Origin of the sequence: Gordonia zhaorongruii (assembly GCF_007559005.1) — a bacterium.
GTDB lineage: Bacteria > Actinomycetota > Actinomycetes > Mycobacteriales > Mycobacteriaceae > Gordonia > Gordonia zhaorongruii.
Genome location: NZ_CP041763.1, coordinates 2,324,372 through 2,348,927 on the forward strand (window position 1 = coordinate 2,324,372; position 24,556 = coordinate 2,348,927).

The following is a 24,556-nucleotide window of genomic DNA, read 5'->3' on the forward strand; positions in this document are numbered from 1 at the left end:
AAAACGCCTGCACCTTAACGCATTCCGGACCAAGTTCGTGATCTGCACATGCGATACGCGGCATACCGGACGAGGATCACGTGGGGATGCCCCCTGCCTACTGCGGGAAGTCGGGCAGAGGGTTGGCGATGATCTCGACGCCGTCGGGTGGCGCCGGACCTGGTGGCGGCGGGGCGGGCATCCGGCAGGTGAGCCAGCGTTCGATGCGCGAGCGACTGAAGACCTGCGGCGCCTGGCCTACGGTGCCGGTCTCTCCGACATCGGGTCTGGGGCCGTCGAGTCGGCCGTCGCGTTGGCCGTCGAGAATGCGTTCCGGTTGGTGGGCGTGATTGACCTGCCACGACTGGTGGGTTCCGGTCGGTCGCCAGCCGACACGCCCTTCGTAGGGTCCGGTCGGGATGATGATGGTCTCCCAGCCGCCCCGTTCGGTGCTGACCCTCCGGTTGTGACCCCCGCAGGCGCCGCCGAGGTGATCGATGTCTGTGGGCCCGCCGTGCTGCCAGTCGGGCAGGTGATGGGCTTCGGTGCGCACGAATGGAACGGTGCAGTTCGGTGCGGTGCACCCGCGATCGCGACCGAAGATCGCCAGACGCTGCTGCAGCGAGGCCAGGCGTCGTCCGCGGCCGAGGTACAGGATCGATGTCGAGTGGTCGGCGAACACCTCGAGCCACGGTGTCGCGGTCGCTGCCAACTCGACCAGATCGCGGACCGGCACCCTGGCCCCGGTGGCCGTGTGGGCGACGCCCGAACGCTTCTCGAGGTTCTCGAGCGAGGTGGTGATCACCAGATGAGCGGGCAACGACGACGGCTTTCCCAGCCCACCGTGTCCGATGAGGTATTCGCACATGGCCTCGAGCGCGTCGTGGCCTCGCTGGGAGGACGTTCGGTCATCGCGTTCACGGGCCCCAGCGAGTGCGGCCGGATCGGCGTCAGAGGAGGCCCCGAACGGAGAATCGGGATCGTCGGGGTTGTTCATTCCGGGTGCGGCCCACAGCACCAGCAGTGATTCGAGCTTGGCTCGCAGTTCGGGTTTCAGACAGGCCCGCACCTTCGACATCAGCCGACGGTCTTGTGCTTGCAGACTGAAGCCCCGGGTGCGTTTCCGGTCGACGTCGTCGGTGAGTTCACCGTCGGGATCCAGGTGCGCCAGCAGTCGGGCACCCACGAAGTTGAGCGCTCTGGGGGCCAGTTCGCGGGCGGCTTGGGCGAGTTGAGCTTCGGCTTCAGCACGGATGTCGGCCGGGACGCGGTGCGGAATCCGGTCCATGATCGATTCGATCTCCAGAACGTGATCGATCGAGGAGGCACCGTCAGCGACCGCATCGGCCGTCCCGGGCAGGACCGGGTCGACCTGCTCCCCCTGCATATTGGTCATCCGCCCGATCTTGGCCGCCGCATCACGGCGACGTTTACCGGGACCGGAGCCCAATCGCATCCACTGCTCGAGAAACGTCGCCGGGCTCAAACAGCCGACCTTCCGGTAGGCACCTCGATCGGAGACCTCGATGAGCAGTTGGGCATCGACCCCGTCACCGCGACGATGCGCCCGCTCGAACACCTCCACGCCCGACAGGAGTTCATCCTCCGACAAGGTCTGCAACCGAGCCGACGCGAGCTTGTTCGTCGCCGCATCGATCAACTCGATCAACTCCAACGGGGAGTCAGGAAGGACGTCCGACTCGATACCGTCCACCTCGATCACCCCCCTGATCTCCTTGCTTCTCCCTCATTATATGGTCAATGAGTGATGTATGCCACTACATATTCGATAGTAGTTTCGAGATAGTTAAGAGTGCTCGCGGTACGATCAGATCTGGTTCAGCGAACGTTCCGCGGAACCATTCGTGCGATCGCCTGACACACGATCGCTGCCGGGACGAGCAGAGCGAACCCGTTCACGTAGTCGCGGCGAGTCAGCGGAGTGCCCCGCCGGCGGAGTTCGCGTCGCGCCATGACCGTTCCGGGCAGCATGACCGGAACCGCTGTCACAACCCCGGCCGTGTAACCACGCTGCACCACCGATCCAGCGAGGTGAGTACCGACGTGGGCCTCGAGTCCCGCTATCGCCGCCCGGTACAACCGCGATTCCCCTTCCGTGCGCGAACCGCGACTGCACAGGAAGGCGATCAGCACTCCCATGAGACCGACCGCCGCCCACGACTGCCGCGTATCGATGCGCAGGCTCTCGATGCCCGTGCGATCCGCAAGCTGATCACACGTCCCCGGGAACATGATGGCCTCCTCGACGTCGTGCAACGCCCATGCGACGAAGAGTGCGATCGGACCTTTCACAGCGCTCCCTCTCCGGACGCACCTTCGACTGCGTCCCGTCCCGCGATTGTCACACGCCGCCGAGCGCGCCACGTGCGGCAGACTGATCGACATGGACGACCTGCACGTACTACCGGGACCCGGTGCACCGCGCGGTCTCTGCGTTCCGGCAGGCGAGTTGGCAGAGCAGTTCTCCCGAGCCTCAGGGCCGGGCGGTCAAGGCGTCAACACGACCGACTCGCGTGTGCAGCTCAGTCTCGACCTGAGAACGACTACGGCGTTGACTGACGCCCAGCGCGAGCGCGTCATCGAACGGCTCGCCGCACGAACCTCAGGCGGCGTGCTCACGATCGACGCCGCCGAGCACCGGTCGCAACGTCACAACCGGGTGGCGGCGCGAGAACGCCTCGCTGCGATTCTTCGCGAAGCCGTTGCGCCACCGGTCATCCGACGACCGACCCGGCCCACAAGAGGGGCCCGACGCCGACGGCTCGAGGGGAAGCGTCGGCGTTCGCAGACGAAGGCGACGCGGCGAAAGCCCGGCGATCAGGATTGATGCGGGATCGGATGCGCATACCGCATATCCACGATGGAACGCAGCTGCGCTGCTTCACCACGCTGCTGAGGCATACCCGATGTCGCCGCACTCAGCCCCCTGACAGATCCGGATACGTCACGCGACCATCGCCGTCGACGACGGGCGTCGCACCCCACTGGCCGAGCACGTGCTTGCGAGGAGCACCGCCCGTGACCAGATGCTCGACGGCCCATCCCTGTGCGACGAGCGTGTTGGCGATGATCAGTCGATGGCACCGCCACGGCATCGGCTCGCCGCACATGACGGCGACCCGACGCGACCGGGCGATGCCGGTCAGCTCGTCGATGCCGTTGCGGTACTCCTCCGTGAGAGTGTGATCCGCGTAGTTCTTGAAACTCTGGTTCTGCCATGCGGCGTTGATACTCGGATCTACGTCCTGGCGCCGTCGCCGACCGCCGAGTTCGATGATCCGCCGATAGTCGATGCCGTCTTCCGGGAGCCATTCGGCCATCGCGTCCGACCCGAACTGCGGGTTGCGGCGCGAGCCGGGGTGAGCGCGCACGTCCACGAGCACCTCAATGCGATGCTCGTCCAGCGGTGCGAGGAATTCGGGGATCGGACAGGTCCAGTGTCCAATGGTCCAGATGGTTCCGGGCTCGTCCACGTGAGGAACCGTTCAGTCGATCCGATGGAGCGCGCCGGCCTTGTGCATGGCCACGTGGTCGGTCTTGTCGCTCTTGATCTCGTACTGCGGATCGTCCGGGCTGCATCGCCGCATGTGCCCCTTGTACTCGGTATCACTCGTGTGCTTCTTCACGATGACACCGGAGACCTCCCCGGCTTCGGAGTTCCAACCGACGTGGTCGCCGACAGCGAGATCATCACCCATGTCCGCAAGGTACCAATTCCGGACGTGACACGAGTCGGACCGCTGAGTCCGACGAGCTCACGGCCGCACGATCCTGGGGCCTGCCACGCGGGCCCCCAGCTCGGTCACCCGCGACCGCAGCTCCCGGTCCGCGGTCACGACCACAGTCGCCCCTCCTCGATCGGAGATCTCTGCGACGACCTGCACGATCATGTCGTCACCGCTACCGGGCGCGTCGACCACCCGCACCGCCTCGGACGATTCGACGCCCCGGGCACGTCCTTCCACGACGAGCACCACCAGCGGAGTCTCGTACAGATCGAGAGCGAGGCGAAGGTCATCCGGCGAGATGCCGTCACGCAGCCGCAGCGTCGCACCGATCCGGTCGCGCCACCAACCGTCCGGAACGCTCCCGACGCAATTGGCCGAGTCCACCACCACGGTCACCCGCGCGGAATCTGTCATGACCGCCACCCTGCCATGCACCACTGCCCTTTCGGAGCGCACCGGTCGTGACGCCTTGTTAGCCTGCACCCGTCGACCCGAACAGCCCACACCGAGGAGACGATGTGTCCAACCAAGCCGGTAGCCCCGTCGATCAGCTTGCGGACGCGCTGCGCCTGCTCGTGGAGAAGCTCAGTCTCGAGGAGAAGGTGCGACTGCTCACCGGGCGCGATTTCTGGTCGACCCATCCGGAGGAACGGATCGGGCTGCGGAGTCTGGTGTTCTCTGACGGCCCCAGTGGTGTGCGGGGACCGGTGTGGGACGAACGTTCGCCGTCGCTGAGTCTCCCCTCCGCCACCGCGCTGTCGTCGTCGTGGGATCCGGAGATCGCCGAACGCTACGGGGCCGTCTGCGCTTACGAGGCCCGCCGCAAGGGCGTGGACGTCGTACTCGGCCCGACCATCAACCTGCATCGCTCTCCGCTTGGCGGCCGCCATTTCGAAGCCTTCAGCGAGGACCCCGTGCTCACCGCGGACCTCGCGGCCGCGTACGTCCACGGAGTCCAGAGGAACGGCGTCGGCGCCACCCCGAAGCACTACGTGGCCAACGACTTCGAGACCGACCGCTTCACCGCGGATGTGCAGGTGAGCGAACGCGCTCTCCGCGAGCTGTATCTGCTGGCCTTCGAGAAGCCCGTGGTCGATGCGCGGGCGTGGCTCGTCATGAGCGCCTACAACTCCGTCAACGGTACGACCGCGACCGAGAACGATCTCCTGGAGAGTCCGCTCAACGACGAGTGGGGCTTCGACGGCGTCGTCATCAGCGACTGGCTCGCCGTACGCAGCCTGGAGAGCGCGCGGCACAGTCAGGACGTCGTCATGCCCGGGCCTTCTGGACCGTGGGGCGATGCGCTCGTCGAGGCGGTTCGCAGCGGCGAGATCCCCGCGGCCGCAGTGGACCGGAAGGTGCTCCGCGTCCTCTCGTTGGCCGCGCGTGTCGATGCACTCGACGGCTTCGAACCCGCAGCAGCGCTCGGGGACGTCGAAGACGGCGTCTCTTTCGCCCGCGAGGCGGAAGCCGAAGGCATGGTGCTGCTGCGCAACGATGGACTTCTCCCGCTGGGCCCGGATGTGGGAAGCATCGCGGTCATCGGGCACCACGCCGACGATCCGCGCACGCAGGGCGGCGGGAGTGCGACTGTGGTTCCGGACCATGTCGTGTCGCCACTCGACGGCATCATCTCCGCCTTCCCCGACGCCGAGGTGAACTACGCGCTCGGCATCGCTGTGCGGGAGGGGCTCTCCGATCTCGAGCCGGAGCGGATGCGCAACCCGGTGACCGGTGACGCCGGAGCTGCAGTGCGTTTCCTGGACGCCGATGGAAACGAGCTCTATTCGGAGAATCGCTTCGCGAGCTCCCTGATCTACTTCGGCGGCGCAGCGCCCGTCGGCGAGGCGTCGACGGTGGAGTTCCGCACCGTCTACTCCCCACCGCGCACTCGCAGCGCACACCTCGGTTTCACGTCGGTCGGGACCGGGCGCATCCACATCGACGGTGACTTACGAGCCGAACTCACCTCGGAACCTGACGGTGACGACCTCGGGGCGGCGCTGATGGCATCGACCGCGTCGACCACACCGGTGGACCTCGTCGTCGACCAACCTATCGAGATCCGCATCGAGCTGACGCCGAGGAAGTCCGACGGCGGTCTGTCGAACTCCCTCGCACTGAGCGTCGGCATCGAGCCCGACGCCTCCGACCCGGAGGCCCTGCTATGCGAGGCGACCGAGGCGGCACGCGGCGCCGATGTCGCCGTCGTCGTCGTGGGCACCGACTCGAGCGTCGAGTCCGAGGGCAGCGACCGCGAGTCCCTGGCACTGCCAGGCGGCCAGGACGAGCTGGTCGAGGCCGTACTCGCGGCCAACTCACGCACCATCGTGCTGGTCAACAGCGGATCACCCGTCCTCCTCCCCTGGCGTGGGAAGGCCGCGGCTCTGGTCGCAACGTATTTCGGCGGTCAGGAGTACGGCAACGCGATCGCAGACGTGCTGACCGGCGTGCGCGAACCGGGCGGCCGCCTGCCGACGACCTGGCCGGCCACGCAGGAGGACGTACCCGTCATCGACGTGACCCCGCGCGACGGCGCGCTGCGCTACGACGAAGGCATTCATATCGGATATCGCGCCTGGTTGAAGGCCGACCGGACGCCGGCATACCCGTTCGGCACCGGTCTCGGTTACACCACCTGGGAACTCGACGCGGTGACGACTGCTGACGGCGCCGAGGGCGCTACGGACGTGCAGGTGACGCTCCGGAACACCGGCTCCCGCACCGGAAAGCAGGTCGTGCAGGTATATGCGTCCCGCGACGATTCGGCGATCGACCGCCCGGTTCGCTGGCTCGTCGGCTCCACTGTCGTTCGGGCCGACGCCGATGCGGAGTCGACGGTGGAGATCGCCGTCCCACGGCGGGCATTCGCCCACTGGGACGACGGCTGGCAATACGAGACAGGAACATTCACCCTGCACGTCGGCTTCTCGGTGGACGATCTTCAGGAGTCCGTCGACGTCACGATCGACTAGCGCTCGATCACCGAAGGGCGGTCGTCAACCAATCGCCCGAACCCGAAGATGCCGGCACGAAATATCATTAGGATCGGTTGCTGTGAGCTCTGAACGACTCCGGAGGAGCCCTGCGCTGTTGATCGGCCTGGTCGTCGCACTGCTCGTCGCCGGCTGCAGTTCCGACGACGGCGACCGCCGAGCCGACGAGTCACAGCCTCCGACGTCTTCCGCTGCCGATGCCGGCTTGGCTGCGCGGGTGCCCGACTCGATCCGAGGATCAGGAAAGCTCACGGTCGGCACCAGTGCACCGTACGAGCCGATGGTCGGCAGGGACGCGAGCGGCACGCTGACCGGATTCGACGTCGACGTCCTGCGGCGGGTGTCCGAGGTGCTCGGCCTACGCCTCGACCTCCGCCAGACTCGCTTCGAACAGATCCTTCCGGGGGTCATCGACGGCACCTACGACGTGGGGTCTCGCGGATTCTTCGACACCCTCGCGCGGCAGAAGTCCGTGGACATGGTGACCTACTTCCGCGGCGGCACCCGGTGGGCGCAGCGTTCGGGCGAGACTGTCGACCCGAACAATGCGTGCGGCCGCACCGTCGCCGCAGCCGAAGGCACCGTTCAGCGCACTGTGGAGCTGCCGGCGAAGAGCAAGGCGTGCGAGACGGTGGGTGATAAGCCGATCAAGATCGTCGCAGCACCCACTCAGGAGGATGCGGTCCGGGCCGTCACTCGCGGGTCGGCCGAAGCGCTGTCCGCCGACTCGGTGGTGATCGCGACGGCCGTGGGTCGAGCCCGAGGCACGCTGGAGACCGCCGGCGACGTCTTCGACACCCAGCCGTACGGATTCGCGATCGCGAAGGGATCGGAGCTGAGTGAGGTCCTGAGGGTCGCCATCCAGCACGTGATCGACCGAGGCGACCTGACTTCGATCGCACACAAGTGGAACCTCGACGGCATGATCAAGACGTCGACGGTCAACGGGGCGATCATATGATGCTCCGCAGCTGGGGCAGAGGACTCCCGTTGGCTGTCGCCCTCGCACTCGCGCTGACGAGCTGCAGTTCGGACGACGACTCGTCCGGCATCACTCCGGCGAAGCCTGCGGACCGCGGTGCGGCGGCGCAGGCGCTGGGGAAGGTCGAGTCGTCGTCGGACGTAACCGTGGACCGCTATCTGTATCCGACGACGACCGGCGATCGAGACGATCGCCAGAACTGGGCGGACGTGTATCTCCCGCCGGGCAACCACGAGCCGGGCAGCGTGCCTCTCGTCGTGTTGATCCACGGCGGTGGATGGCAGTCCAAGCTGGGTGCCGATGTGTTCGTCTCGCTGTCCCGGCGGCTCGCCGAACGCGGCCTCGCCGTCTACAACCTCGAGTACCGACGAGTCGGGTCCGGCGGCGGATGGCCGACTACCTTCAAAGACGTCGCCGCCGCAGTCGATTTCGTCCCCCACGTTCAAGCGGCGCTGCCGGAGATATCGACCGAGAACGCCGTCGTCGCCGGACATTCGGCCGGGGGACAGCTCGCGATGTGGTCGGGAACGCGACACAATCTCGAGCCCGACGAGATCGGTGCCAGGCCGGCTTTCCGTCCCACGTACGTGATCTCACTAGCCGGCACCCTGGACATGCGGCAGGCTGTACTCGACGGCAATCCGCGCGCCCGCCGCGTGATGGGTGGCCTGCCCAGTGAGGTGCCCCACCACTACGAGTCAGTGAGTCCGATCGAGAACATCGACCCCGCGACTCCGATCATCGCGATGACCGGAACCGCGGACAAGGTGGTTGCTCCCAACATGTCGGCGAAGTACGTGAAGGCAGTGAAGAAGGCCGGCGGCCGTGGCGCTCTCGTGAGGTTCCCCGGCGTCGATCACACACGGATCGTCGCATCGGATTCGGAGACCTTCCCACAGATCATCGAGACGATCAGCCGGGCTGCGCACGACGCGCACCGGAGATGATGGCGGACCGCCGATCAGGCGACCCCTGCTTCGACGAGTTCGGTCTGCAGGCCACTGAGGTACCAGATGAGAGCCAGCATCGCCCACACGAGACATGAAGCTGCAGCCCACACCATCAGGTTGATTCGGCGGTAGTGCACCAGGCACGCGGTGAACTCGCGCAGAAACCCCGCCGGCACGTAATAGCGGGCCGTCGATGCACCGATGACCGTCGCGTCGAGCCCGAGCCGCCGTGTCAGCGACGCGGCACGCAAGACGTGGAAGTCACTCGTCACGACCGTCAATGCCGGTGCGGGATGGCCGATCTCGGCGAGCAGGGCACGCGAATTGATCAGGTTCTCCTCGGTGGTGGTCGACGTGTCCTCACGGACGATCCGACCCTCCTCGATCCCGGCGTCGATCGCGTACCGGGCCATCGCCTCCGCCTCCGCGAGCGCCTCGTCGTCGCCTTTCCCGCCGGACATCACGAGCAGTGGCTCGCGGCCCGGCGACGCTGCCGCGTCGAGCATCTCGATCCCGCGATCGATCCGAGCTGCCAGTAGCGGGGTCACTCTGTCGCCGGCGAGCCCCGCACCCAGTACGACCACGGCGTCGGACGGCACAGGCCTGCCCAAGCGGCTGTACACGATCGCGTACGTCGAGTACCCGACGAGAGCGATCACCAGGATCGCGATCGGTATGACGACGAACGGGACGAGAAGCGCGATCGGGGTGTACGACTCCACCGTCAGCAGTGCGACGGCGGTGACGACCGTCGCGACGAGGACTGTCAGCAGGAACAGACCGAACACCGCCGGTACCAGCGTTGCCACCCGCAGGCCTTCTCGGCGCACCACGATGACGGTGTTGACCAGCAGGTACACGCCGGCGGCGAACACCGCACCGAAGACCAGCACCACCGGCCCGAAGACCGCGATGTCGGCGAGGTCTGATTCGGGTGAGAGTCCCGTGGCCAGCAGTACGACGAAGATCCACGTTGCGACAACGCATCCGATGATCCCCATGCCGTACCCGGTGTGCCGGGGCTCGCGGACGATCCGCACGCCCATCACCGCCCACAGCGCGAGTGCGAGCACTCCGAAGCAGATGGTCGCGATCGTCATTACTGCGCTCCCCCGTCAGTTCAGCATTCAGCTACTGATGGGACCTTACCGATGCTGCGCACCTTCGGCTCCTCCGCTGACCGAGTGCCTCACCACCCTGCTGATCGAGCCTCGCGCGCCACCCCCGACTGATCGAGTCCCCGCTCCCTTGTCGCTGATCGAGGCCGATGCTCGCTCGTTCGTTGAGGCACACCGAACGAAAGAGTGAGTGTACAGTCACTCACATGGCAGCGAAAACACTCTCCACCGCCGACTCACGACGACCGCTGATCGCCGCCGCCGCTCTTCGCGCATTCTCCAGAGGCGGATACGGCGGGACTACCGTGGCCGACGTCGCCCGCGAAGCCGGCATCTCCACCGCGTACGTGTTCAAGCTGTTCCCGGGGAAAGAGCAGTTGTTCGTCGTAGCAGTCGATGCATGTTTCGACCAGATCGAAGCAACCCTCGCATCGGCCGACACGTCGCACGGAGAGGCGTCACCCACCGCAGTTCTCGACAAGCTGGGCGACGCCTACGCCGACCTCATCGCCGACCGGACGCTGCTGCTGATCCAGGTGCACGCCCAGTCCGTCGCAGGCATCCCCGCGATCGGCGACGCGCTGAGACGCGGACTGGCTCGCATCACGCAGTTCGCGAAGGAACGTTCCGGGGGCACCGACCTCGACGTTCAGCGCTTCATCGCGTATGGACAGCTCTGTCACCTCGTCGTCGCCGCAGGCGTCGCCGACATCGATGAGGAGTGGGCCACGATCCTCTCTCACAACCTCCGCCACCCCACCCCCTGAAAGAGAAGCAGATGACACACCAACCGGACATTCTCGTCGTCGGAGCAACCGGCACCACGGGACGGGCAGTCGGCGATAGCCTGACCGCGGCCGGGACTCGATTCCGTGCGATGTCACGAACTCCACAGCGCGTGACGAGCCCCCTCGCAACACCAGTCCGGGGCGATCTCGATGACGCCGCCAGCGTCCGCGACGCCCTCGTCGGCGTCCGGGCCGCGTACCTCGTCACGCCATCATCCGAGGCGGCCGAGAGGCAGCAGACTCTCTTCATCGACCAGGCGATGCATGCGGGCGTTGAGCACCTCGTCCTACTGTCGCAGCTCGGCGCGGATGCCGGTTCACCGGTGCGCTTCCTGCGTTACCACGGTGTGGTCGAGGACCACGCCTCACGTGCGGGCATCGGCCTGACCGCACTGCGCCCGAACCTCTTCATGCAAGGGCTTCTCGCCGTGGCGGGCACCGTGCGGCACACCGGAACACTGCCTGCGCCCATCGGGTCCGCACCGGTGAGCATCATCGACGCCCGGGACATCGGCGATGTCGCGGCGCGCGCCGTCGTCGCTGCGCATCCGATGGGCGTCCAGACGCTCACCGGCCCGGAAGCGCTCACGCATGCGGAACTGGCCGATCGACTCGGAACGGCGACGGGGCAGACGATCTCGTTCGACGACGTCGATCCCCGTCGGTTCGAGGAACTCCTCACGGGAGTCCTCCCCTCCTGGCAGGTCGCCGGCGTCCTCGAGGACTACGCCCACTACGCCCGCGGTGAAGCCGCCGAGGTCTCCCCGGCAGTGCCCGACTTGCTCGGTCGTCCAGCGCGACAGTTCAGTGCATTCGCCAACGAGCACGCTGATTCTTTCCGAGCATCGTGAGGGCGACGATCACGTGCCGACCCACTAGGACATCGCGTACTCGACCTCCGTCTGCAGCCCGCCGAGATAACAGGTCAGTGCGAGTTTGCACCTGGCCTCATCATCATCGGCGTGCTCATGATCGAGCTCGGTGCCGCGTAACTAGCCCCACCCGTGTAGTACGGGGTTTCTAGACGTTGAACCGGAAATCCACCGAGTTACAGTGATTGCGGAACCTTAGGAGCTAAGGCTGTTCCAAGTCGGCAGAGTACCGCCTGAACTGGGGTTTTAGTGCGAGAAGGCACCGCGCGGAGGGCAACCTGCGCCACTTGGAGCGCCTGAAGGCAGGCCTAGCAGCCAGGGTCGCAAGAGTCGCGAGGAGGACCAGCAGACGCGCTAGTCGACAGGTTGGCGCGCCTACAAGACTCCCTATACCTCCAAAGCCGAGATTAGAGGTTTGGCCTACCGCCAACGCTGACCCAGTACGGACACTCGCCATCGTGGTTCGCCCAGTCGCACGCGTGAGGACCCTCGTGGTGGTGCCAGCCGCCGAAGCGACCAAGCCCCTCAGACCAGTGCTTACAGTGGATGACCTTCGGCGCGCGCTCGGTGTCATCAGTAGACATGGGTCCATGATCCCACGCCGCACCGCCGGGACTGCCGGAGCAGTAGCGCCCACCCATGCTCCGCAACGAGAGTCATCAGCGACGCTGGCGCTGACACGGCGGGGGTAACGGACCGATAGCTCTTGAGGGTCAGTGCCTAACCATATGATTGGGACAAGGTCACTCGCACCCGGCCCGCCGCCGCTGACCGCCACTCGGGGAGGAGCATCACCATGGCACGCGCACCCATCAACGGGGCCACGCTGACTTGGGCGCGCTCCGTCATGCACCTGGATGCCCAGGACGTGGCCAGCGCCGCTGGCACAACCCTCGAACGGACACTTGCATTTGAGTCCGGCGACGAGCAGCCAACCCTGAAGCAGCTAGAGAAGATTGCCAAGAAGTTGGACCGGACAATGGCCTTCTTCTTCGCTCCTCCGCCAGCGTCCACGGACGTTCCACAGACCCCCGACTTTCGTGGGCGTGGAGCGGAACCCCTCCCACCCCTTCTAGCGCGCGAGATGCGTCGCGCGGAGCAGCACCGCGACACTGTGTTAGACCTCCAGGGAGCGCCGGAGCGGACGGCCCGAGTGGGTTCCATCACTTGGGACACTTACCGCAAGCGTGCCAGCGAGCTCCGCGCCTATCTCGGTCTCCGCGAAGAGTTTGTCCCCCCCGAGAATGGCCAGAATCAGGTACTGAACTTTTGGAGAGGACTGCTGGAGCACCATGGCTACCTCGTGTTCCAGACGACCAAGGTGCCTCTCAGCACATTCCGAGGCCTGTCCATTCAGCACGATTCCTTGCCAGTAATCATCCTTAATGGATCCGATTCCAACAACGGCAAGGTGTTCACCCTCTTCCACGAGGTCGCACACCTTGCCAACAAAACCAGCGGCCTGTGCGATCTGGATGAGGATGTGAATGAAGAGGCAATCGCCAATTCATTCGCAGCGAACTTCCTCATGCCCTACAAGCAGGTCACTGCGTTGGTAAAGACACTGGATGGAGAGCCCAGCGACCTAGCATCCAAGGTAGCGGCGCGCTTCAAGGTCAGCTACCTGGCCGCAGGCATCCGTCTCCGGACATTGAATGTAATTGATGACGACGATTTGGAATCCATCTGGCGGGAGAGCGACGCAGTCTGGGCCAAGAGTCGAGCGGACCAGAAGGCAAAGACCGGCGGGCCCGCCCCCTGGCGCGTGCGTTACCGAGACCTTGGTAGCACATATGTCGGCACCGTGGCGCGCGCCGTGGAGGACTCCCGAGTTGACTGGATGGATGCCAGTTACCTCCTGAACGCACGGATTCCCATGGTCAGACAGATGTTTGAGGAGTATTACCGGACCGAGGGGAGCAACCAGTGAGCTACACCCTCGATTCAAACATTCTCATCAACATGGAGCGGCTCTACCCCCGCGACATCTTCCCGTCCCTATGGGCTTCACTCGAAGGCCTCGTGAGCCAGGGAGAGGCCTGTATCTGCGAAGCAGTCCACCGCGAGTTGGAGCGAGGCGACGACGACCTCCACATCTGGGCAAAGAACCTCCACGGGTTCCTATGCGCAACGCATCAAGATGAGGTGTTGACGGTGGCCGCCATCACTCAGGCCCACCCCGGCTGGGTGAGCGGAACACAGAACGATGCCGACCCCTGGGTCATTGCCCATGGACTTCAAGAGCAGCGGGTAGTGGTTACCGAGGAAACCCTGAAGGGTCCCAACACCCCGGACCGGAACCAGAAGATCCCCAATGTTGCTTTGGAACACGGGGTACCCACCATGAAGTTTTTCGGATTCGTCAAGGCGCAAGGATGGACTTTCTAGCCGCAATGCAAACCTGGGGTCGCTCCCACTCCAGGACAGCAACGGGGTAATCCGAGTATCGGAACCAAGCTTTGAAAGGCTAAGTTTGCTGCCCGCCAGTACCGAGTGAGTTGCCTTTTAACGCGGAACCGCTCAAGCACTCTTCCGGTAGGTTGCATTGAACACCGCACTAGCGAGCCATTGCTTGAAGCTGCTGTTGTCCTGGAACTCCTTGAAGAGCTGAGTGTCGTCTGAGATGAGGCGCAGCATGACCTGGCTGAGGGCACGGTCGCTCTCGACGCGGGCGTTCACTGGGTCGTCGTTGGCCTGCGCATTCTTGTAGGCCTCGTCCTCGGACACCAGGCGCGGGATCTCTTCGGTGATGAACCGCTGGACACGATCGGCGTCGTTCCACTCGATGTTGCCAAAGTGATCGTTGAAGCTTCGGACGATCGCCGAGAGTCTCTCAAGCTCCGGATCCGAAAGGTGTCCTCCACCGTTGGGCGGTGGTGGCGCAAGAATGCCGTCTGCGTCTTCAAGCACGATCTTCATCGCGTTGAGCTTCTCAGCGCGATACGACTCCAAGTCGATGTTCTCGAGGATTCCGGCGGCGAGATCCTCTTCCTTGGGAGCCGGCAGCTTGGGCACGAGATGGTCAAGGAAGATCGATCGCTTCTCCCACTCAGTGCTGCCGTAAGGCAGGACGGTGGAGAGGAAGTTGTACGTGCGAAGGAAGGCTTTGGCATCACCCTTGAACTTCACCTGGTCATCTTCGTCGGGGAGTTCGATGTACTCAGCGACACTGGTGTCCAGCAGCGGGTCAAGCTGGTCGCGCCTCTCCCCCGCCAGGTACCGGCTAACAAATTCTTCGACCTGCTCAGCTGTGTAGATCCCCAATGCGTCGAGGTCATTGACCAGGTCATGCAGCTTGTTGGCGTCCGTCTCTTCAGCCAGCACGGTCGTGCGGTAGTACGGTTCGAACGCGCGCTGGATCTCCTCAGCATCGTTGGCGAAGTCGAGAACGAAGGTGTCGTGCTTCGCCGGATGTGCCCGATTGAGCCGCGACAGCGTCTGCACCGCCAGGACACCCGACAACGCCTTGTCCACGTACATCGTGTGCAGCAGTGGCTCGTCGTAGCCGGTCTGGAACTTGTTCGCGACGACGAGGATCCGACTCGGGTCGGTCTTCACCTGTTCGGCGATCGCGTTGGACGGGAAGCCATTCAAACTTGCCTCGGTGACTTTCAGCCCCTTGTACTCGTGCTCACCAGAGAATGCGACGACCGCCCTGTACGGGCTCTTGCGGGCTGCGAGCGCGTCACGAATCGCATGGAAGTACTCGATGCACCGTGCGATCGACGAAGTTACAACCATTGCCCGCGCTTGGCCACCGATCTTCCGCTTCGCGACCACCTGAGCAAGGAAGTGTTCGATCATGATGTCGGTCTTCTGAGCAATGGCGTGCTCGTTGCCCTCGACATAGGAGCGAAGTTTCTTCGAGGCGCGCTTCGCATCGAACTCGGGATCGTCCTCCACGGTCTTCATCAGCTTGTAGTAGCTGCCGACGGGCGTGTAGTTGGAGAGGACATCGACGATGAAGCCCTCCTGAATCGCCTGCTTCATCGTGTACGAATGGAATGGTCGGAAGCTCGTGCCTCCTTCGGCGTTGGGCACCGGCTCGCCGAACATCTCGAGCGTCTTGTTTTTCGGCGTAGCCGTGAAAGCGAAGTAGCTCGCGTTCGTCAGCAGCTTCTTGCCCTCGATGATCCGGTTGATCCGGTCCTCGACGGTGTCTTCGTCGTGGACCTCGATGCCGCCGAGTGCGCTCGAGACGGCCGCCGAAGTCTTCGACCCCTGGGACGAGTGCGCCTCGTCGATAACGATGGCGAACCTACGGTCACGATGGTCCGCTCCGATGTCATCCAGAATGTACGGGAACTTCTGCACCGTGGTGACGATGATCTTCTTGCCCGCCGTGATCGCACGGCGAAGATCTCCGGAACGGTCCGCATGCACCACGGTTGATCCCACCTGCAGGAACGACTTGATGGTTTGTGTGAGCTGGCTGTCGAGGATGATGCGGTCGGTGACGACGATGATCGAGTCGAAGGCGATCTTGCCGTTATGTGTGGCCTCGGTGAGCTGATGGGTCAGCCAGGCGATTGAGTTCGATTTTCCACTGCCGGCGGAGTGTTGGATGAGGTAGCGACGACCCGGCCCGTTCGAGCCGACATCGGCCAAGAGATCGCGCACCACATCGAGCTGGTGGTACCGGGGGAAGATCGCCTTCGAAAATTTCTTCCCCGTCTTGGGATTCTTCTCGACCACGATCTGCGCATAGTTCTCGATGATCCCAGCAAGGCTCTGAGGCGCGAGAACCTGCCGCCACAGGTAGTCAGTCATGACCCCATCGGGGTTTGGCGGGTTACCCGCTCCGTCGTTGAACCCCTGATCGAACGGAAGGAACCACGATGAAGTGCCCTTGAGCTCGGTGCAGAATCGTGCGCGCTGGTCATCCAGCGCGAAGTGCGCGATCGTCCGTCCGAACGCGAATAGCGGTTCACGACGATCGCGGTCACGCTGGTACTGCTGCACCGCGTCTTCCACCGTCTGGTTCGTGATGTTGTTCTTCAACTCAAAGGTAAAGATTGGCAGGCCATTGACGAACGCCACGAGGTCCACGGCGTCCCCTGTGTTGCTGACGCTGTGGTGCACCTGCCGTGTGATGACGAATCGATTCGCGGCAAAAAACTCAGCTGCCTTCGAGTTTCTGGGCGCGGGCGTCGGATAATACAGGTCAACATGCTTACCGAGATGGTCGATGCCGTTACGCAGCACGTGCACAACGCCCCGCCGTGTGATCTCACTTTGGAGCCGCATCAGGAACTTGTGGCGCGCGGGTGTCTCTGTTGCGAGCCCGAGCGGCTCGACAAGATCGGGCTGAGTCAACTCGATGAACAGAGCGAGGTGCATTAGATCGATCGCGTAGGAGGCGACATAGTCGCCGGGTGCACCCTCGGTCCAGCCACCATCGCTCATCTGAGTGACGATGAGCGTTTCCAAGCTCTCCTCGTTGAGTCGCTGCATGCTCACTCCTCGCCTTCGCTCAGTGCTTCCTCAAGATCATCATCGATTGCCGCGACCGCGTTGTCGAACGACTCGGGTGCGTCCGGCATCGTCGCTGCGATGGCACGGACGTCGACCTGGCCCGTCACGACATCGGCGACGAGCCGGGTACGGAATTCCCTCAATAGCGAAATCTCGTTTCCATTGCTTTCGATCGCTCGATCCAGTCGCGCGGTATGATCAGCAACACGGGCGATCACGGTTCGCTGCTCAGCCAGTGGGGGCATGAGAATCTCAAGGTTCTTCACCTCGGCTAATCCCAACCCTTGTTTCGTTCCGCCGTACTCGCTTGCGCGCAACTGAATTTGACTCGGCAGACTCTTCATTGCCAAACCCAAAAATTCAGCATCTACAGCATCGTGGGTAGGTCTAATTAACGCGATGTGCTGATTTACGTACGCCTCCGCCGTCCAGTCAGCAGGGACCATCGAGACATTCCCGGTCAGCGCTCCGGTTATACACATGAGAAGGTCTCGGGGCTGCACCCGTGTACGGACGCCCTCAGCTGCCGACTCGGGCAGGTCCACGCGCTGGAGGTTTGACAGTTTCAGATTGAGCTGACGTCCGAGATTTCCACTTTGTAAGAAGATTGGGCCTTGAGCCGCATAATATTCGGCCCAGCCGCGGGAACCCGATGTCACGAACCGTGTAATAGTCCGGCAGCGCCGCCACTCCCATCCTTCGGGAACACTCTCCAGCCATGGAAGGCTAGAGACCGACTGGAGTGGCTTGTCCCGTCCGGTCACAAGGTCATTCGTTATCCTCGCACGCTGTTCGTGGAGCAACTTGATCAGGCGACGCTTGGCAGCGATGGCGTTGTCGATGCGGGTATTCGCGTGGGCGAGGTACTTCACGATCGCCGCCTGCTCCTCCGCCGGTGGTACCAGGCAAGGCATCCGCTTAAGGTCCGACCAGCCCAGTTGCTGACGCAACCCGCTACCCATGCCATAGATGCGCTTCGATGAGTCAACAACAGTCAGATACAGATACGCGTACGAATCGCCCCAGGCCCCAGTGGGGCGCAAACCGATGTATGCCGAGGTGATGATTCCACGGTCCTTGACATGTCCGACGCGAATGCTCGTCTGGTCGTTCTGCAGGTCCGTCGGGCGCACGACGATGTCACCGGGGCCGAGAATTTGGTACCCCTCGTAGGAGTCCGGTACCAATCCGCGCTGCTTCTCAACTGGCTTTACGACAACTTTTCCATAGCTAAGGGAGAGAACCTGAGACTCGATGAGACCATCATTCTTATGACGGTTCTCTTGAAGTACGGCGAGCCCTGGCTGCACGCTCCAATGGCTCGGCGTTGGGGCAGACCAGAAGGGATTTTGGGTCGTCTGCGCATACGGGGGGAGAGCGCGAAACATCAGTCCTCACCCACAATTTCAGCAATCAGGTCGTCGGTTTCTGCTTCGAGTGCGCGGATGTCGGCCTGGATGTCAGCGAGGGTGCGCATCGGGGCCGGCTTGTAGAAGTGGCGCGTGAACGAGATTTCGTAGCCGATCTTCGTCTTCGACTCGTCGATCCAGGCGTCCGGCGCATAGGGCGTCACCTCTCGCCGGAAGAACGCTTCGATCCCATCCGCGTGCTCGCCAGCTGGCTCGGTCAGTGGCACCTGCTCGGCGTCGCGGAGGTCAGCGTCGGGCTCGTACTCGACAACGCGAGAGCGACCATCGATGACCGCCTCGTACCGTCCGTGCAGCGGGTCGGGCACAGCCGAATACGGGAGAGCCTTCTTGATGATGGGCGGCGCGCTCTCGTCCTGTACTCCATCTTCCTTGAGCTGCTTGATTTCCTTCGCTGTATACACGCGGTTCGTATCCACGCCGACGATGCGCAGCGGTCGCTCGACGGTGATCTTTTTGTAGCCGAAGTCGACTCCGTCGAACACCTTGGAGCGATCAGTGTCGTCGTACTGGTCGAATGCCGTGAAGGCCTCGAGCACCTTGTCGGCGTCGGTCGCACTGACTTCCACGCCCTTCTCGCCGAGGTTCTTGCGCAGCGGTGTCGACCAGTCTGCGGCATCGATCAGCTGCACCTTGCCTTTGCGGCGCTCTTCCTTGCGGTTGGAAAGCACCCACACGTAGGTCGCGATGCCGGTGTTGTAGAACATCTTGAGCGGCAATGCGACGATCGCCTCAAGCCAGTCGTTCTCGATGATCCACCGACGGATGTTGCTCTCGCCCTGCCCTGCATCGCCGGTGAACAGCGAAGAACCATTGTGAACCGATGCGATACGGGACCCTCGATCGGTTTCCTGCTTCATCTTCGAGATCAGGTTCGCGAGGAACATCAGCTGGCCGTCGCTGCTGCGCGTGACGAGTGAGTACTCGCTGTCGCCATCATGAGTAACCACGAAGCGCGGGTCGATGATCTTCTTCGCGCCGCCAAGGCGGTCCTGGTCGGTCTTCCAACTCTTGCCGTACGGCGGATTCGAGAGCATGAAGTCGAACTCCTGGCCCGCGAAGGCATCATTCGACAACGTCGAATACTCCGGGCCACCGACGATGTTGTCTGCAGCCTTGCCATCGCCTTTGAGGATCAGGTCGGCCTTCGCGATCGCATACGTCTCGGCGTTGATCTCCTGCCCGTACAGATGGGTGGAGACCTTCTTGCCGGACGACTCAGTAAGGTAATGCAGCGTCTCCTCGGCAACAGTCAGCATGCCACCAGTGCCCATCGCGCCGTCGTAGAGGCGGTACGTGCCCGACGGGATCGCGTCAGCGATCGGTTCGAACATCAGCCGAGTCATCAAGCGCACGGCATCTCGCGGAGTCCAGTGTTCACCGGCCTCTTCGTTGTTCTCCTCGTTGAAGCGGCGAACGAGTTCTTCGAAGACCGTGCCCATTCCATGGTTGTCCATGCCGGTCGGGGAGAGATCGAGATCCGGCGCGAGGAACTTTTCGATCAACGCACCGAGAGCGTCGGCCTTCGTCAGTCGGGGTAGCTGGTTGCGGAACTCGAAGTTGTCGATGATCTCCTGCACGTTGGGCGAGAACCCGTCCAAGTAGGCCTCGAAGTTCTGCCGCAGGCGCGTCGAGTTCGACACGTGGCGCAAGTCCTGCAGCGAGAAACCAGACGTGTTGTAGAAGTCCTGCTTGGCCGCATCCCGCAGCGGTGCATCCTGGTCGGCGACGCCCGCCTCATCCAGCATCTTCTTCATCGCCATCACTGCATCGCGCGTCGGGCCGAGGACACTGTCCAGACGACGCAGGACCGTGAAGGGAAGGATCACGTCCCGGTACTTGCCTCGGACATAGAGGTCACGGAGGACATCGTCAGCGATGTTCCAGATGAGCGCCACGATTCGAGAGTGGTTGATGGAGCTGTGTGGCACGGGGATCCTTCACTTGTGACTAGACAACCTGCCGAGCGGCGGAGCTGGCACTGGTAATGCCGCCCAACACTGAAGGTAGACGGCACCACTGACATTCTCTCAGCTCGCGCGAGGCCTTGTATGCCCAGACAGGATCCGCGCAACGCCACCCGCTCGCCACGCAAGAGCGGCTCAAGCACCGACCGTCACCGTCGGATGATCAGGGACTGAGCCTCGACCTCGAGCTGTTCAGCGAGGGCGTCGACCGAATCCAGCGTGAGGTTGCGCTCCCCACGCTCGATCCCGGCGAGGTACCGAGTCGACACACCGAGCTCTTCAGCAAGACCTTCCTGCGATAGCCGACGCGCAAGGCGCAGATCGCGCACCTGCGCTCCGAGCACCTTCTTCAGCGGTTCTGTCACACATCCAGCCTCAGGTCTGGTAGTCATGACTTCCAGGAAGTTATCGCTTCTAGTTGCGGTTCGGCGGGTCTCGCTCGACTCGCATTGCGGCCGCATCAGACCTCGAAGGAGGGCGTGACGATGCCCAGTTCGCAACAGATCCCTGAGGACGGCCCGAACGCCCTCCCCCGCGTCCTGCACACACCACGCAGCAGGGCACTGCTCTCGGAATCGTGGGCCCAAGCGGAGGAGGCAAAGCGAGAGGAGTGGGCAGACAACGACCCCCAGTTGCCGTACGAAGCCTATGCAGCGGGCGAGCCATGCCGCGCGTGTGGTCGTGCCCTTCTCGGTGAGCCAGCCCTGGGAACCGATGACGAGAGCATTGCGCTGATCGACGCCGACAATGCCGAGTTCCGAGCCGAACATGAGGCGTGCAACTTGGGCGTTTGGCGTCTCGCGGGCAATAGGGCGGAGCACTGCCACCTTTGCTGCCCGTTCCCGCCACTTTCGCCGACTCAGCGCGATGAGTTCCGACAGCTCCTGCACCCGTCCTCATTGCGCATCGACCGCAGCGCCATCTGGCGTGTGGAACTGACCTGTCAGCACGTCGAGACCCTGGCCGGGCTTTCCCCTGCCTACGTTGAACCCACCGTCCGATGCACCACCTGCGTCGTCATCCGCGGCGTAGTCAAAGCCATGAGAATCGATGACCAGGCGAAGGATGATGCCAGTAGAGGCGCTATCGACGGCCTTCAGCCTGGCTATCAACGACTTACAGACGAGCAATGGAGCCGGATCAAGCACATCGTCCATACAGAAGAAGGCCCTCGTCGCGGGCGGCCACGCATTGACATCCGCACGATCGTCGACGCGGCTCTCTACAAGACCCGCACCGGCATCACGTGGCGCGAGCTACCGGCGGAGTTCGGGTCATGGCAGACCGCCTTGCGCCGGCACCGCCAACTGATCGCGAGCTCCCAGTGGGACGAAATCACTCGCACTCTGGAGGAACGAGACCTGCCCCGATGAACCTTTTGCAGTGTTGACGCAACCGACTGTTGAGTCAGACTGATTCTTGAGTCAGCGCACCTGCCCTGAGATCGCGGGTCGAGCGATTCGAACCCGCCCGAGAACTGGCCAGCCGAGGCCGCTTGCCCGCTCCCAGCGATGCCGACCAGCACTCACACCTAGACATCCTCGACGCGGTCGCCGACCACGACGGACAGACAGCGTCAGCGCTGGCGCGAGGACCTGCTCACACTGAAGATGGAGTGAGCATGCTGCCACCAGGGCGGCAAGACCTTCGTCCTGCGAGAAGCGGCGTCTGCCTCTGGGGTTTCCCCGCCGTTCCTTTCCGGCGAAACGGCCGCCGCGGCTTCACTCTCCATTGGCGTCCCGGCGATTGAACGGCTTCGGCTCGAGGCCGCCTCATTCGGGCCATTGTCCGAGGAAGCCGATACGATGCGCTCATGGCACAATGCACTGCTCCGGTTCTTGGACACACTCGCGGCGGTGGCGCAGACTGTCCCGTTCATGGAGGACGCTACGGCGGATACGGCGGGTATCGGGATCCGTACTACGAGCGCCCGACCTACACGCCCCCTCCGGTCGCCGAGCCGGTCGCCCCTACTGCGCCGAAGCAGTACCCAAGCTTCAGCCGATCGTCGGGCGGATCGAGCCGTCGTAGCAGCGGAAGCGGCGGCGGCCGAAGCACGAGTTCATCGAGTCGTAGCCGGCGATCCGCGGTCACCTATTCGGTCCGCGAGTATCAGACCCTCAACCCCGTACGCGAGCAAGTTGTCAGCGTGGCCGACACTTCGACCGGCCAGCGTGACTTGTTCCTCTGTCACGCGTGGGATGACCGCAAGGGTGCGGCGCTCGATCTACACAACCTACTGATTGGACTCGACGTCACTGTCTGGTTCAGCGAGATGGACGTGCCCCTTGGCACCTCACTGATCCGGAAGATCGACAAGGGGCTGGCCCGCTCGCGCGCTGGAATCGTGCTGGTGACGCCTGCGCTGTTCCAAAGCCTCAATAGTGACGGCATCGCCTCGCAGGAGCTGTCAGCATTGCTCGCTACTGATCGCGTCATCCCCATCGTGCACGGAACGACCTTCGACGAACTCCGCAAGGTCAGCCCCTTGCTCGCGGCCCGGTCTGGCCTAACGACTTCGGACTACGGATCGCTTGACGAGGTGGCGACTAAGCTCGCCGACACCGTCCTGCTCGACGAGGATCAGCTGGTGTAACTGCTCGCCGAGGCCACAAGCCGCAAACACCTAACCGTGGCGGAAGCCCACCTCGTCGCCGCACATACCAACGTTCGGGTACTCCAGGTCGAGGGCTTTCACATGCCCTGCCAGAATTCCGAGTGGCGGTCGTGCTCTTCTAGGTCGACGACGTCGCCTATTCTCGTATTCACCTCAGGCTTAGCCTTCAAGTCTGGACCTCGGTGAGCGCATTGATCGTGTTCGAGCGGCGAAATGCCGGTGGTTAGGCGACCGGCGAAGCGAGCACCTGCAACGATCGATCCCCGTCGGGTTCCGAGTTTTGAGTCAGCCTGATTTTTGAGTCAGACCTCGCGCCGAGAAATCGCCCGCCGAACGACTCGAACTCGCCCCAGAACTGACCATCCGAGGATGCTTGCCCGCGACGCTCCCGCACCGCGGAGACGAGTGTCAACCCCTGTGGAAGCTCCGCAGGGGTCAGTCAAAAGCGCAGGTCAACGCGACTAACGCTTAGTAGTTGTTGGTCGACCGGAACTTGTCCATCGAGCCCAGCCAGAGGCTGAGAATACAAAACCCCTGGTCAGAGGCTTTTTTAGACATTGAACCTGAATTCCACCACGTCACCGTCGGACATCACGTAGTCCTTGCCCTCCATGCGGACCTTGCCGGCAGCCTTCGCAGCGGCCATGGTTCCGGCGGTGTCGAGGTCGGCGAACGAGACGATCTCCGCCTTGATGAAGCCCTTCTCGAAGTCGGTGTGGATGACTCCGGCAGCCTTGGGCGCGGTGTCGCCCTGGCGGATCGTCCAGGCGCGAGACTCCTTGGGGCCGGCCGTCAGGTACGTCTGCAGCCCCAGCGTGTGGAAACCGGCGCGTGCGAGCTGGCTCAGTCCGGCCTCGTCCTGACCGATCGACTCGAGCAGCTCCTTGGCGTCGTCGTCGTCCAGTTCGAGGAGTTCGCTCTCGACCTTGGCGTCGAGGAACACTGCGTCGGCGGGGGCGACCGACTCGCGCAGCTCCGCCTTACGCGCGTCATCGGTCAGGACCGACTCGTCCGCATTGAACACGTACAGGAAAGGCTTGGCCGTCAGCAGCTGGAGCTCACGGATCGACGACAGATCGAACGAGTCCTTGGCCGAGAACAGGGTCTTGCCTCCATCGAGGATCTCCTGTGCCTTCTTCGCGGCCTCGAGCAGCACGACCTGATCCTTGTTCTTCCGCGATTCCTTCTCCAGTCGCGGAATCGCCTTCTCCACCGTCTGCATGTCGGCGAGGATCAACTCGGTCTCGATGACCTCGATGTCGGATAGCGGATCGACGCGGCCGTCGACGTGCACGACGTCGTCATCGGCGAACACTCGCACCACCTGACAGATGGCCTCGGCCTCACGGATATTGGCGAGGAACTGGTTACCCATTCCCTCGCCTTCCGACGCGCCCTTCACGATTCCGGCGATGTCGACGAACGACACGGTGGCCGGAAGGATGCGCTCGCTACCGAAGATCTCCGCCAATCGGTTCAGGCGGACATCGGGAAGCTCGACCACGCCGACGTTCGGCTCGATGGTGGCGAACGGATAGTTCGCCGCAAGCACATCATTGCGGGTCAGAGCATTGAAGAGGGTCGACTTTCCGACATTGGGCAGGCCGACGATTCCGAGGGTAAGACTCACGGGAGG

General features: G+C 63.5%; 21 protein-coding genes. 10 read left to right on the forward strand and 11 right to left on the reverse strand.

From position 1 onward, the window contains the following. Positions 1–97: 97 nt before the first annotated feature. Both FO044_RS10780 and FO044_RS10785 read right to left on the reverse strand, forming a co-directional pair. Complete coding sequence (locus tag FO044_RS10780; protein ID WP_244945749.1) at positions 98–1,702, reverse strand: HNH endonuclease signature motif containing protein; 1,605 nt, start codon at positions 1,700–1,702, stop codon at positions 98–100. A 116-nt stretch (positions 1,703–1,818) separates the two neighbouring features. Further along, positions 1,819–2,292, reverse strand: coding sequence for an HXXEE domain-containing protein (locus FO044_RS10785; protein ID WP_165943036.1), 474 nt, complete (start codon positions 2,290–2,292; stop codon positions 1,819–1,821). A gap of 91 nt (positions 2,293–2,383) precedes the next feature. Between FO044_RS10785 and arfB the strand changes: the two genes are divergently transcribed. Further along, complete coding sequence (gene arfB, locus FO044_RS10790; protein WP_132991868.1) at positions 2,384–2,827, forward strand: alternative ribosome rescue aminoacyl-tRNA hydrolase ArfB; 444 nt, start codon at positions 2,384–2,386, stop codon at positions 2,825–2,827. A 91-nt stretch (positions 2,828–2,918) separates the two neighbouring features. On the opposite strand, the gene FO044_RS10795 is transcribed toward arfB, so the two are convergent. From FO044_RS10795 to FO044_RS10805, 3 genes are read right to left on the reverse strand one after another with little or no spacing between them, the layout of a single operon-like run. After that, a complete protein-coding gene (locus FO044_RS10795; protein WP_132991869.1) occupies positions 2,919–3,473 on the reverse strand; it encodes a DUF488 domain-containing protein in 555 nt (184 codons plus the stop codon). Positions 3,474–3,485: 12 nt separating this feature from the next. Further along, complete coding sequence (locus FO044_RS10800) at positions 3,486–3,698, reverse strand: hypervirulence associated TUDOR domain-containing protein (RefSeq protein ID WP_132991870.1); 213 nt, start codon at positions 3,696–3,698, stop codon at positions 3,486–3,488. A gap of 57 nt (positions 3,699–3,755) precedes the next feature. Next, positions 3,756–4,142: a PIN domain-containing protein gene (locus FO044_RS10805; RefSeq protein ID WP_132991871.1), complete on the reverse strand. Its 387-nt coding sequence runs from the start codon at positions 4,140–4,142 to the stop codon at positions 3,756–3,758. Positions 4,143–4,246: 104 nt separating this feature from the next. On the opposite strand from FO044_RS10805, the gene FO044_RS10810 reads away from it, so the two are divergent. The 3 genes from FO044_RS10810 to FO044_RS10820 all read left to right on the forward strand — a co-directional run bounded on the left by FO044_RS10810 (position 4,247) and on the right by FO044_RS10820 (position 8,653). Further along, on the forward strand, positions 4,247–6,703 hold the full coding sequence (locus FO044_RS10810) for a beta-glucosidase (protein ID WP_132991872.1): 2,457 nt from the start codon (positions 4,247–4,249) through the stop codon (positions 6,701–6,703). Positions 6,704–6,785: 82 nt separating this feature from the next. Next, positions 6,786–7,685, forward strand: a complete 900-nt coding sequence (locus tag FO044_RS10815; protein ID WP_132991873.1) for a transporter substrate-binding domain-containing protein — start codon at positions 6,786–6,788, stop codon at positions 7,683–7,685. 29 nt (positions 7,686–7,714) lie between these two features. After that, positions 7,715–8,653: an alpha/beta hydrolase family protein gene (locus tag FO044_RS10820; protein ID WP_235831319.1), complete on the forward strand. Its 939-nt coding sequence runs from the start codon at positions 7,715–7,717 to the stop codon at positions 8,651–8,653. Between the two features lie 14 nt (positions 8,654–8,667). Here FO044_RS10820 and FO044_RS10825 read toward each other — a convergent pair whose 3' ends face one another. Further along, entirely contained in the window at positions 8,668–9,756 is a 1,089-nt protein-coding gene (locus tag FO044_RS10825; RefSeq protein WP_132991874.1) for a YdcF family protein, read from the reverse strand. A gap of 224 nt (positions 9,757–9,980) precedes the next feature. On the opposite strand from FO044_RS10825, the gene FO044_RS10830 reads away from it, so the two are divergent. From FO044_RS10830 to FO044_RS10845, 4 genes are all read left to right on the forward strand, one after another. Next, a complete protein-coding gene (locus tag FO044_RS10830) occupies positions 9,981–10,541 on the forward strand; it encodes a TetR/AcrR family transcriptional regulator (RefSeq protein ID WP_132991875.1) in 561 nt (186 codons plus the stop codon). A gap of 11 nt (positions 10,542–10,552) precedes the next feature. Continuing rightward, positions 10,553–11,413, forward strand: coding sequence for an NmrA family NAD(P)-binding protein (locus FO044_RS10835; protein ID WP_132991876.1), 861 nt, complete (start codon positions 10,553–10,555; stop codon positions 11,411–11,413). Between the two features lie 817 nt (positions 11,414–12,230). Then, entirely contained in the window at positions 12,231–13,364 is a 1,134-nt protein-coding gene (locus tag FO044_RS10840; RefSeq protein WP_143965638.1) for a helix-turn-helix domain-containing protein, read from the forward strand. Next, the gene (locus FO044_RS10845; protein WP_143965639.1) at positions 13,361–13,822 is read left to right on the forward strand and encodes a DUF4411 family protein; all 462 of its coding nucleotides are present in this window, start codon (positions 13,361–13,363) and stop codon (positions 13,820–13,822) included. The genes FO044_RS10840 and FO044_RS10845 overlap by 4 nt, the downstream gene beginning before the upstream one ends. Before the next feature lie 132 nt (positions 13,823–13,954). Here the strand turns inward: FO044_RS10845 and FO044_RS10850 are convergent, their stop codons facing one another. The 4 genes from FO044_RS10850 to FO044_RS10865 form a co-directional block, all read right to left on the reverse strand. Beyond that, on the reverse strand, positions 13,955–16,888 hold the full coding sequence (locus FO044_RS10850; protein ID WP_143965640.1) for a type I restriction endonuclease subunit R: 2,934 nt from the start codon (positions 16,886–16,888) through the stop codon (positions 13,955–13,957). A 2-nt stretch (positions 16,889–16,890) separates the two neighbouring features. After that, positions 16,891–18,219: a restriction endonuclease subunit S gene (locus tag FO044_RS10855; RefSeq protein WP_186290535.1), complete on the reverse strand. Its 1,329-nt coding sequence runs from the start codon at positions 18,217–18,219 to the stop codon at positions 16,891–16,893. A 77-nt stretch (positions 18,220–18,296) separates the two neighbouring features. Further along, the gene (locus FO044_RS10860; RefSeq protein WP_244945750.1) at positions 18,297–20,234 is read right to left on the reverse strand and encodes a type I restriction-modification system subunit M; all 1,938 of its coding nucleotides are present in this window, start codon (positions 20,232–20,234) and stop codon (positions 18,297–18,299) included. A gap of 218 nt (positions 20,235–20,452) precedes the next feature. Continuing rightward, a complete protein-coding gene (locus FO044_RS10865; protein ID WP_143965643.1) occupies positions 20,453–20,668 on the reverse strand; it encodes a helix-turn-helix domain-containing protein in 216 nt (71 codons plus the stop codon). A 120-nt stretch (positions 20,669–20,788) separates the two neighbouring features. On the opposite strand from FO044_RS10865, the gene FO044_RS15090 reads away from it, so the two are divergent. Together FO044_RS15090 and FO044_RS15155 are read left to right on the forward strand one after the other, a co-directional pair. Further along, entirely contained in the window at positions 20,789–21,676 is an 888-nt protein-coding gene (locus FO044_RS15090; protein ID WP_222103200.1) for a transposase, read from the forward strand. A 776-nt stretch (positions 21,677–22,452) separates the two neighbouring features. Then, the gene (locus FO044_RS15155) at positions 22,453–22,899 is read left to right on the forward strand and encodes a toll/interleukin-1 receptor domain-containing protein (RefSeq protein WP_244945751.1); all 447 of its coding nucleotides are present in this window, start codon (positions 22,453–22,455) and stop codon (positions 22,897–22,899) included. Positions 22,900–23,470: 571 nt separating this feature from the next. On the opposite strand, the gene ychF is transcribed toward FO044_RS15155, so the two are convergent. Beyond that, positions 23,471–24,550, reverse strand: a complete 1,080-nt coding sequence (gene ychF, locus FO044_RS10880) for a redox-regulated ATPase YchF (RefSeq protein WP_143965645.1) — start codon at positions 24,548–24,550, stop codon at positions 23,471–23,473. Between the last annotated feature and the right edge of the window lie 6 nt (positions 24,551–24,556).

What these genes read in the sequence shown, in the direction of transcription:
- arfB (WP_132991868.1), top strand. Translation starts at nt 2,384, where the DNA reads ATGGACGACCTGCACGTACTACCGGGACCCGGTGCACCGCGCGGTCTC.
- FO044_RS10800 (WP_132991870.1), bottom strand. Translation starts at nt 3,698, where the DNA reads ATGGGTGATGATCTCGCTGTCGGCGACCACGTCGGTTGGAACTCCGAA.
- FO044_RS10805 (WP_132991871.1), bottom strand. Translation starts at nt 4,142, where the DNA reads ATGACAGATTCCGCGCGGGTGACCGTGGTGGTGGACTCGGCCAATTGC.
- FO044_RS10825 (WP_132991874.1), bottom strand. Translation starts at nt 9,756, where the DNA reads ATGACGATCGCGACCATCTGCTTCGGAGTGCTCGCACTCGCGCTGTGG.
- FO044_RS10830 (WP_132991875.1), top strand. Translation starts at nt 9,981, where the DNA reads ATGGCAGCGAAAACACTCTCCACCGCCGACTCACGACGACCGCTGATC.
- FO044_RS10835 (WP_132991876.1), top strand. Translation starts at nt 10,553, where the DNA reads ATGACACACCAACCGGACATTCTCGTCGTCGGAGCAACCGGCACCACG.
- FO044_RS10840 (WP_143965638.1), top strand. Translation starts at nt 12,231, where the DNA reads ATGGCACGCGCACCCATCAACGGGGCCACGCTGACTTGGGCGCGCTCC.
- FO044_RS10850 (WP_143965640.1), bottom strand. Translation starts at nt 16,888, where the DNA reads ATGCAGCGACTCAACGAGGAGAGCTTGGAAACGCTCATCGTCACTCAG.
- FO044_RS15090 (WP_222103200.1), top strand. Translation starts at nt 20,789, where the DNA reads ATGCCCAGTTCGCAACAGATCCCTGAGGACGGCCCGAACGCCCTCCCC.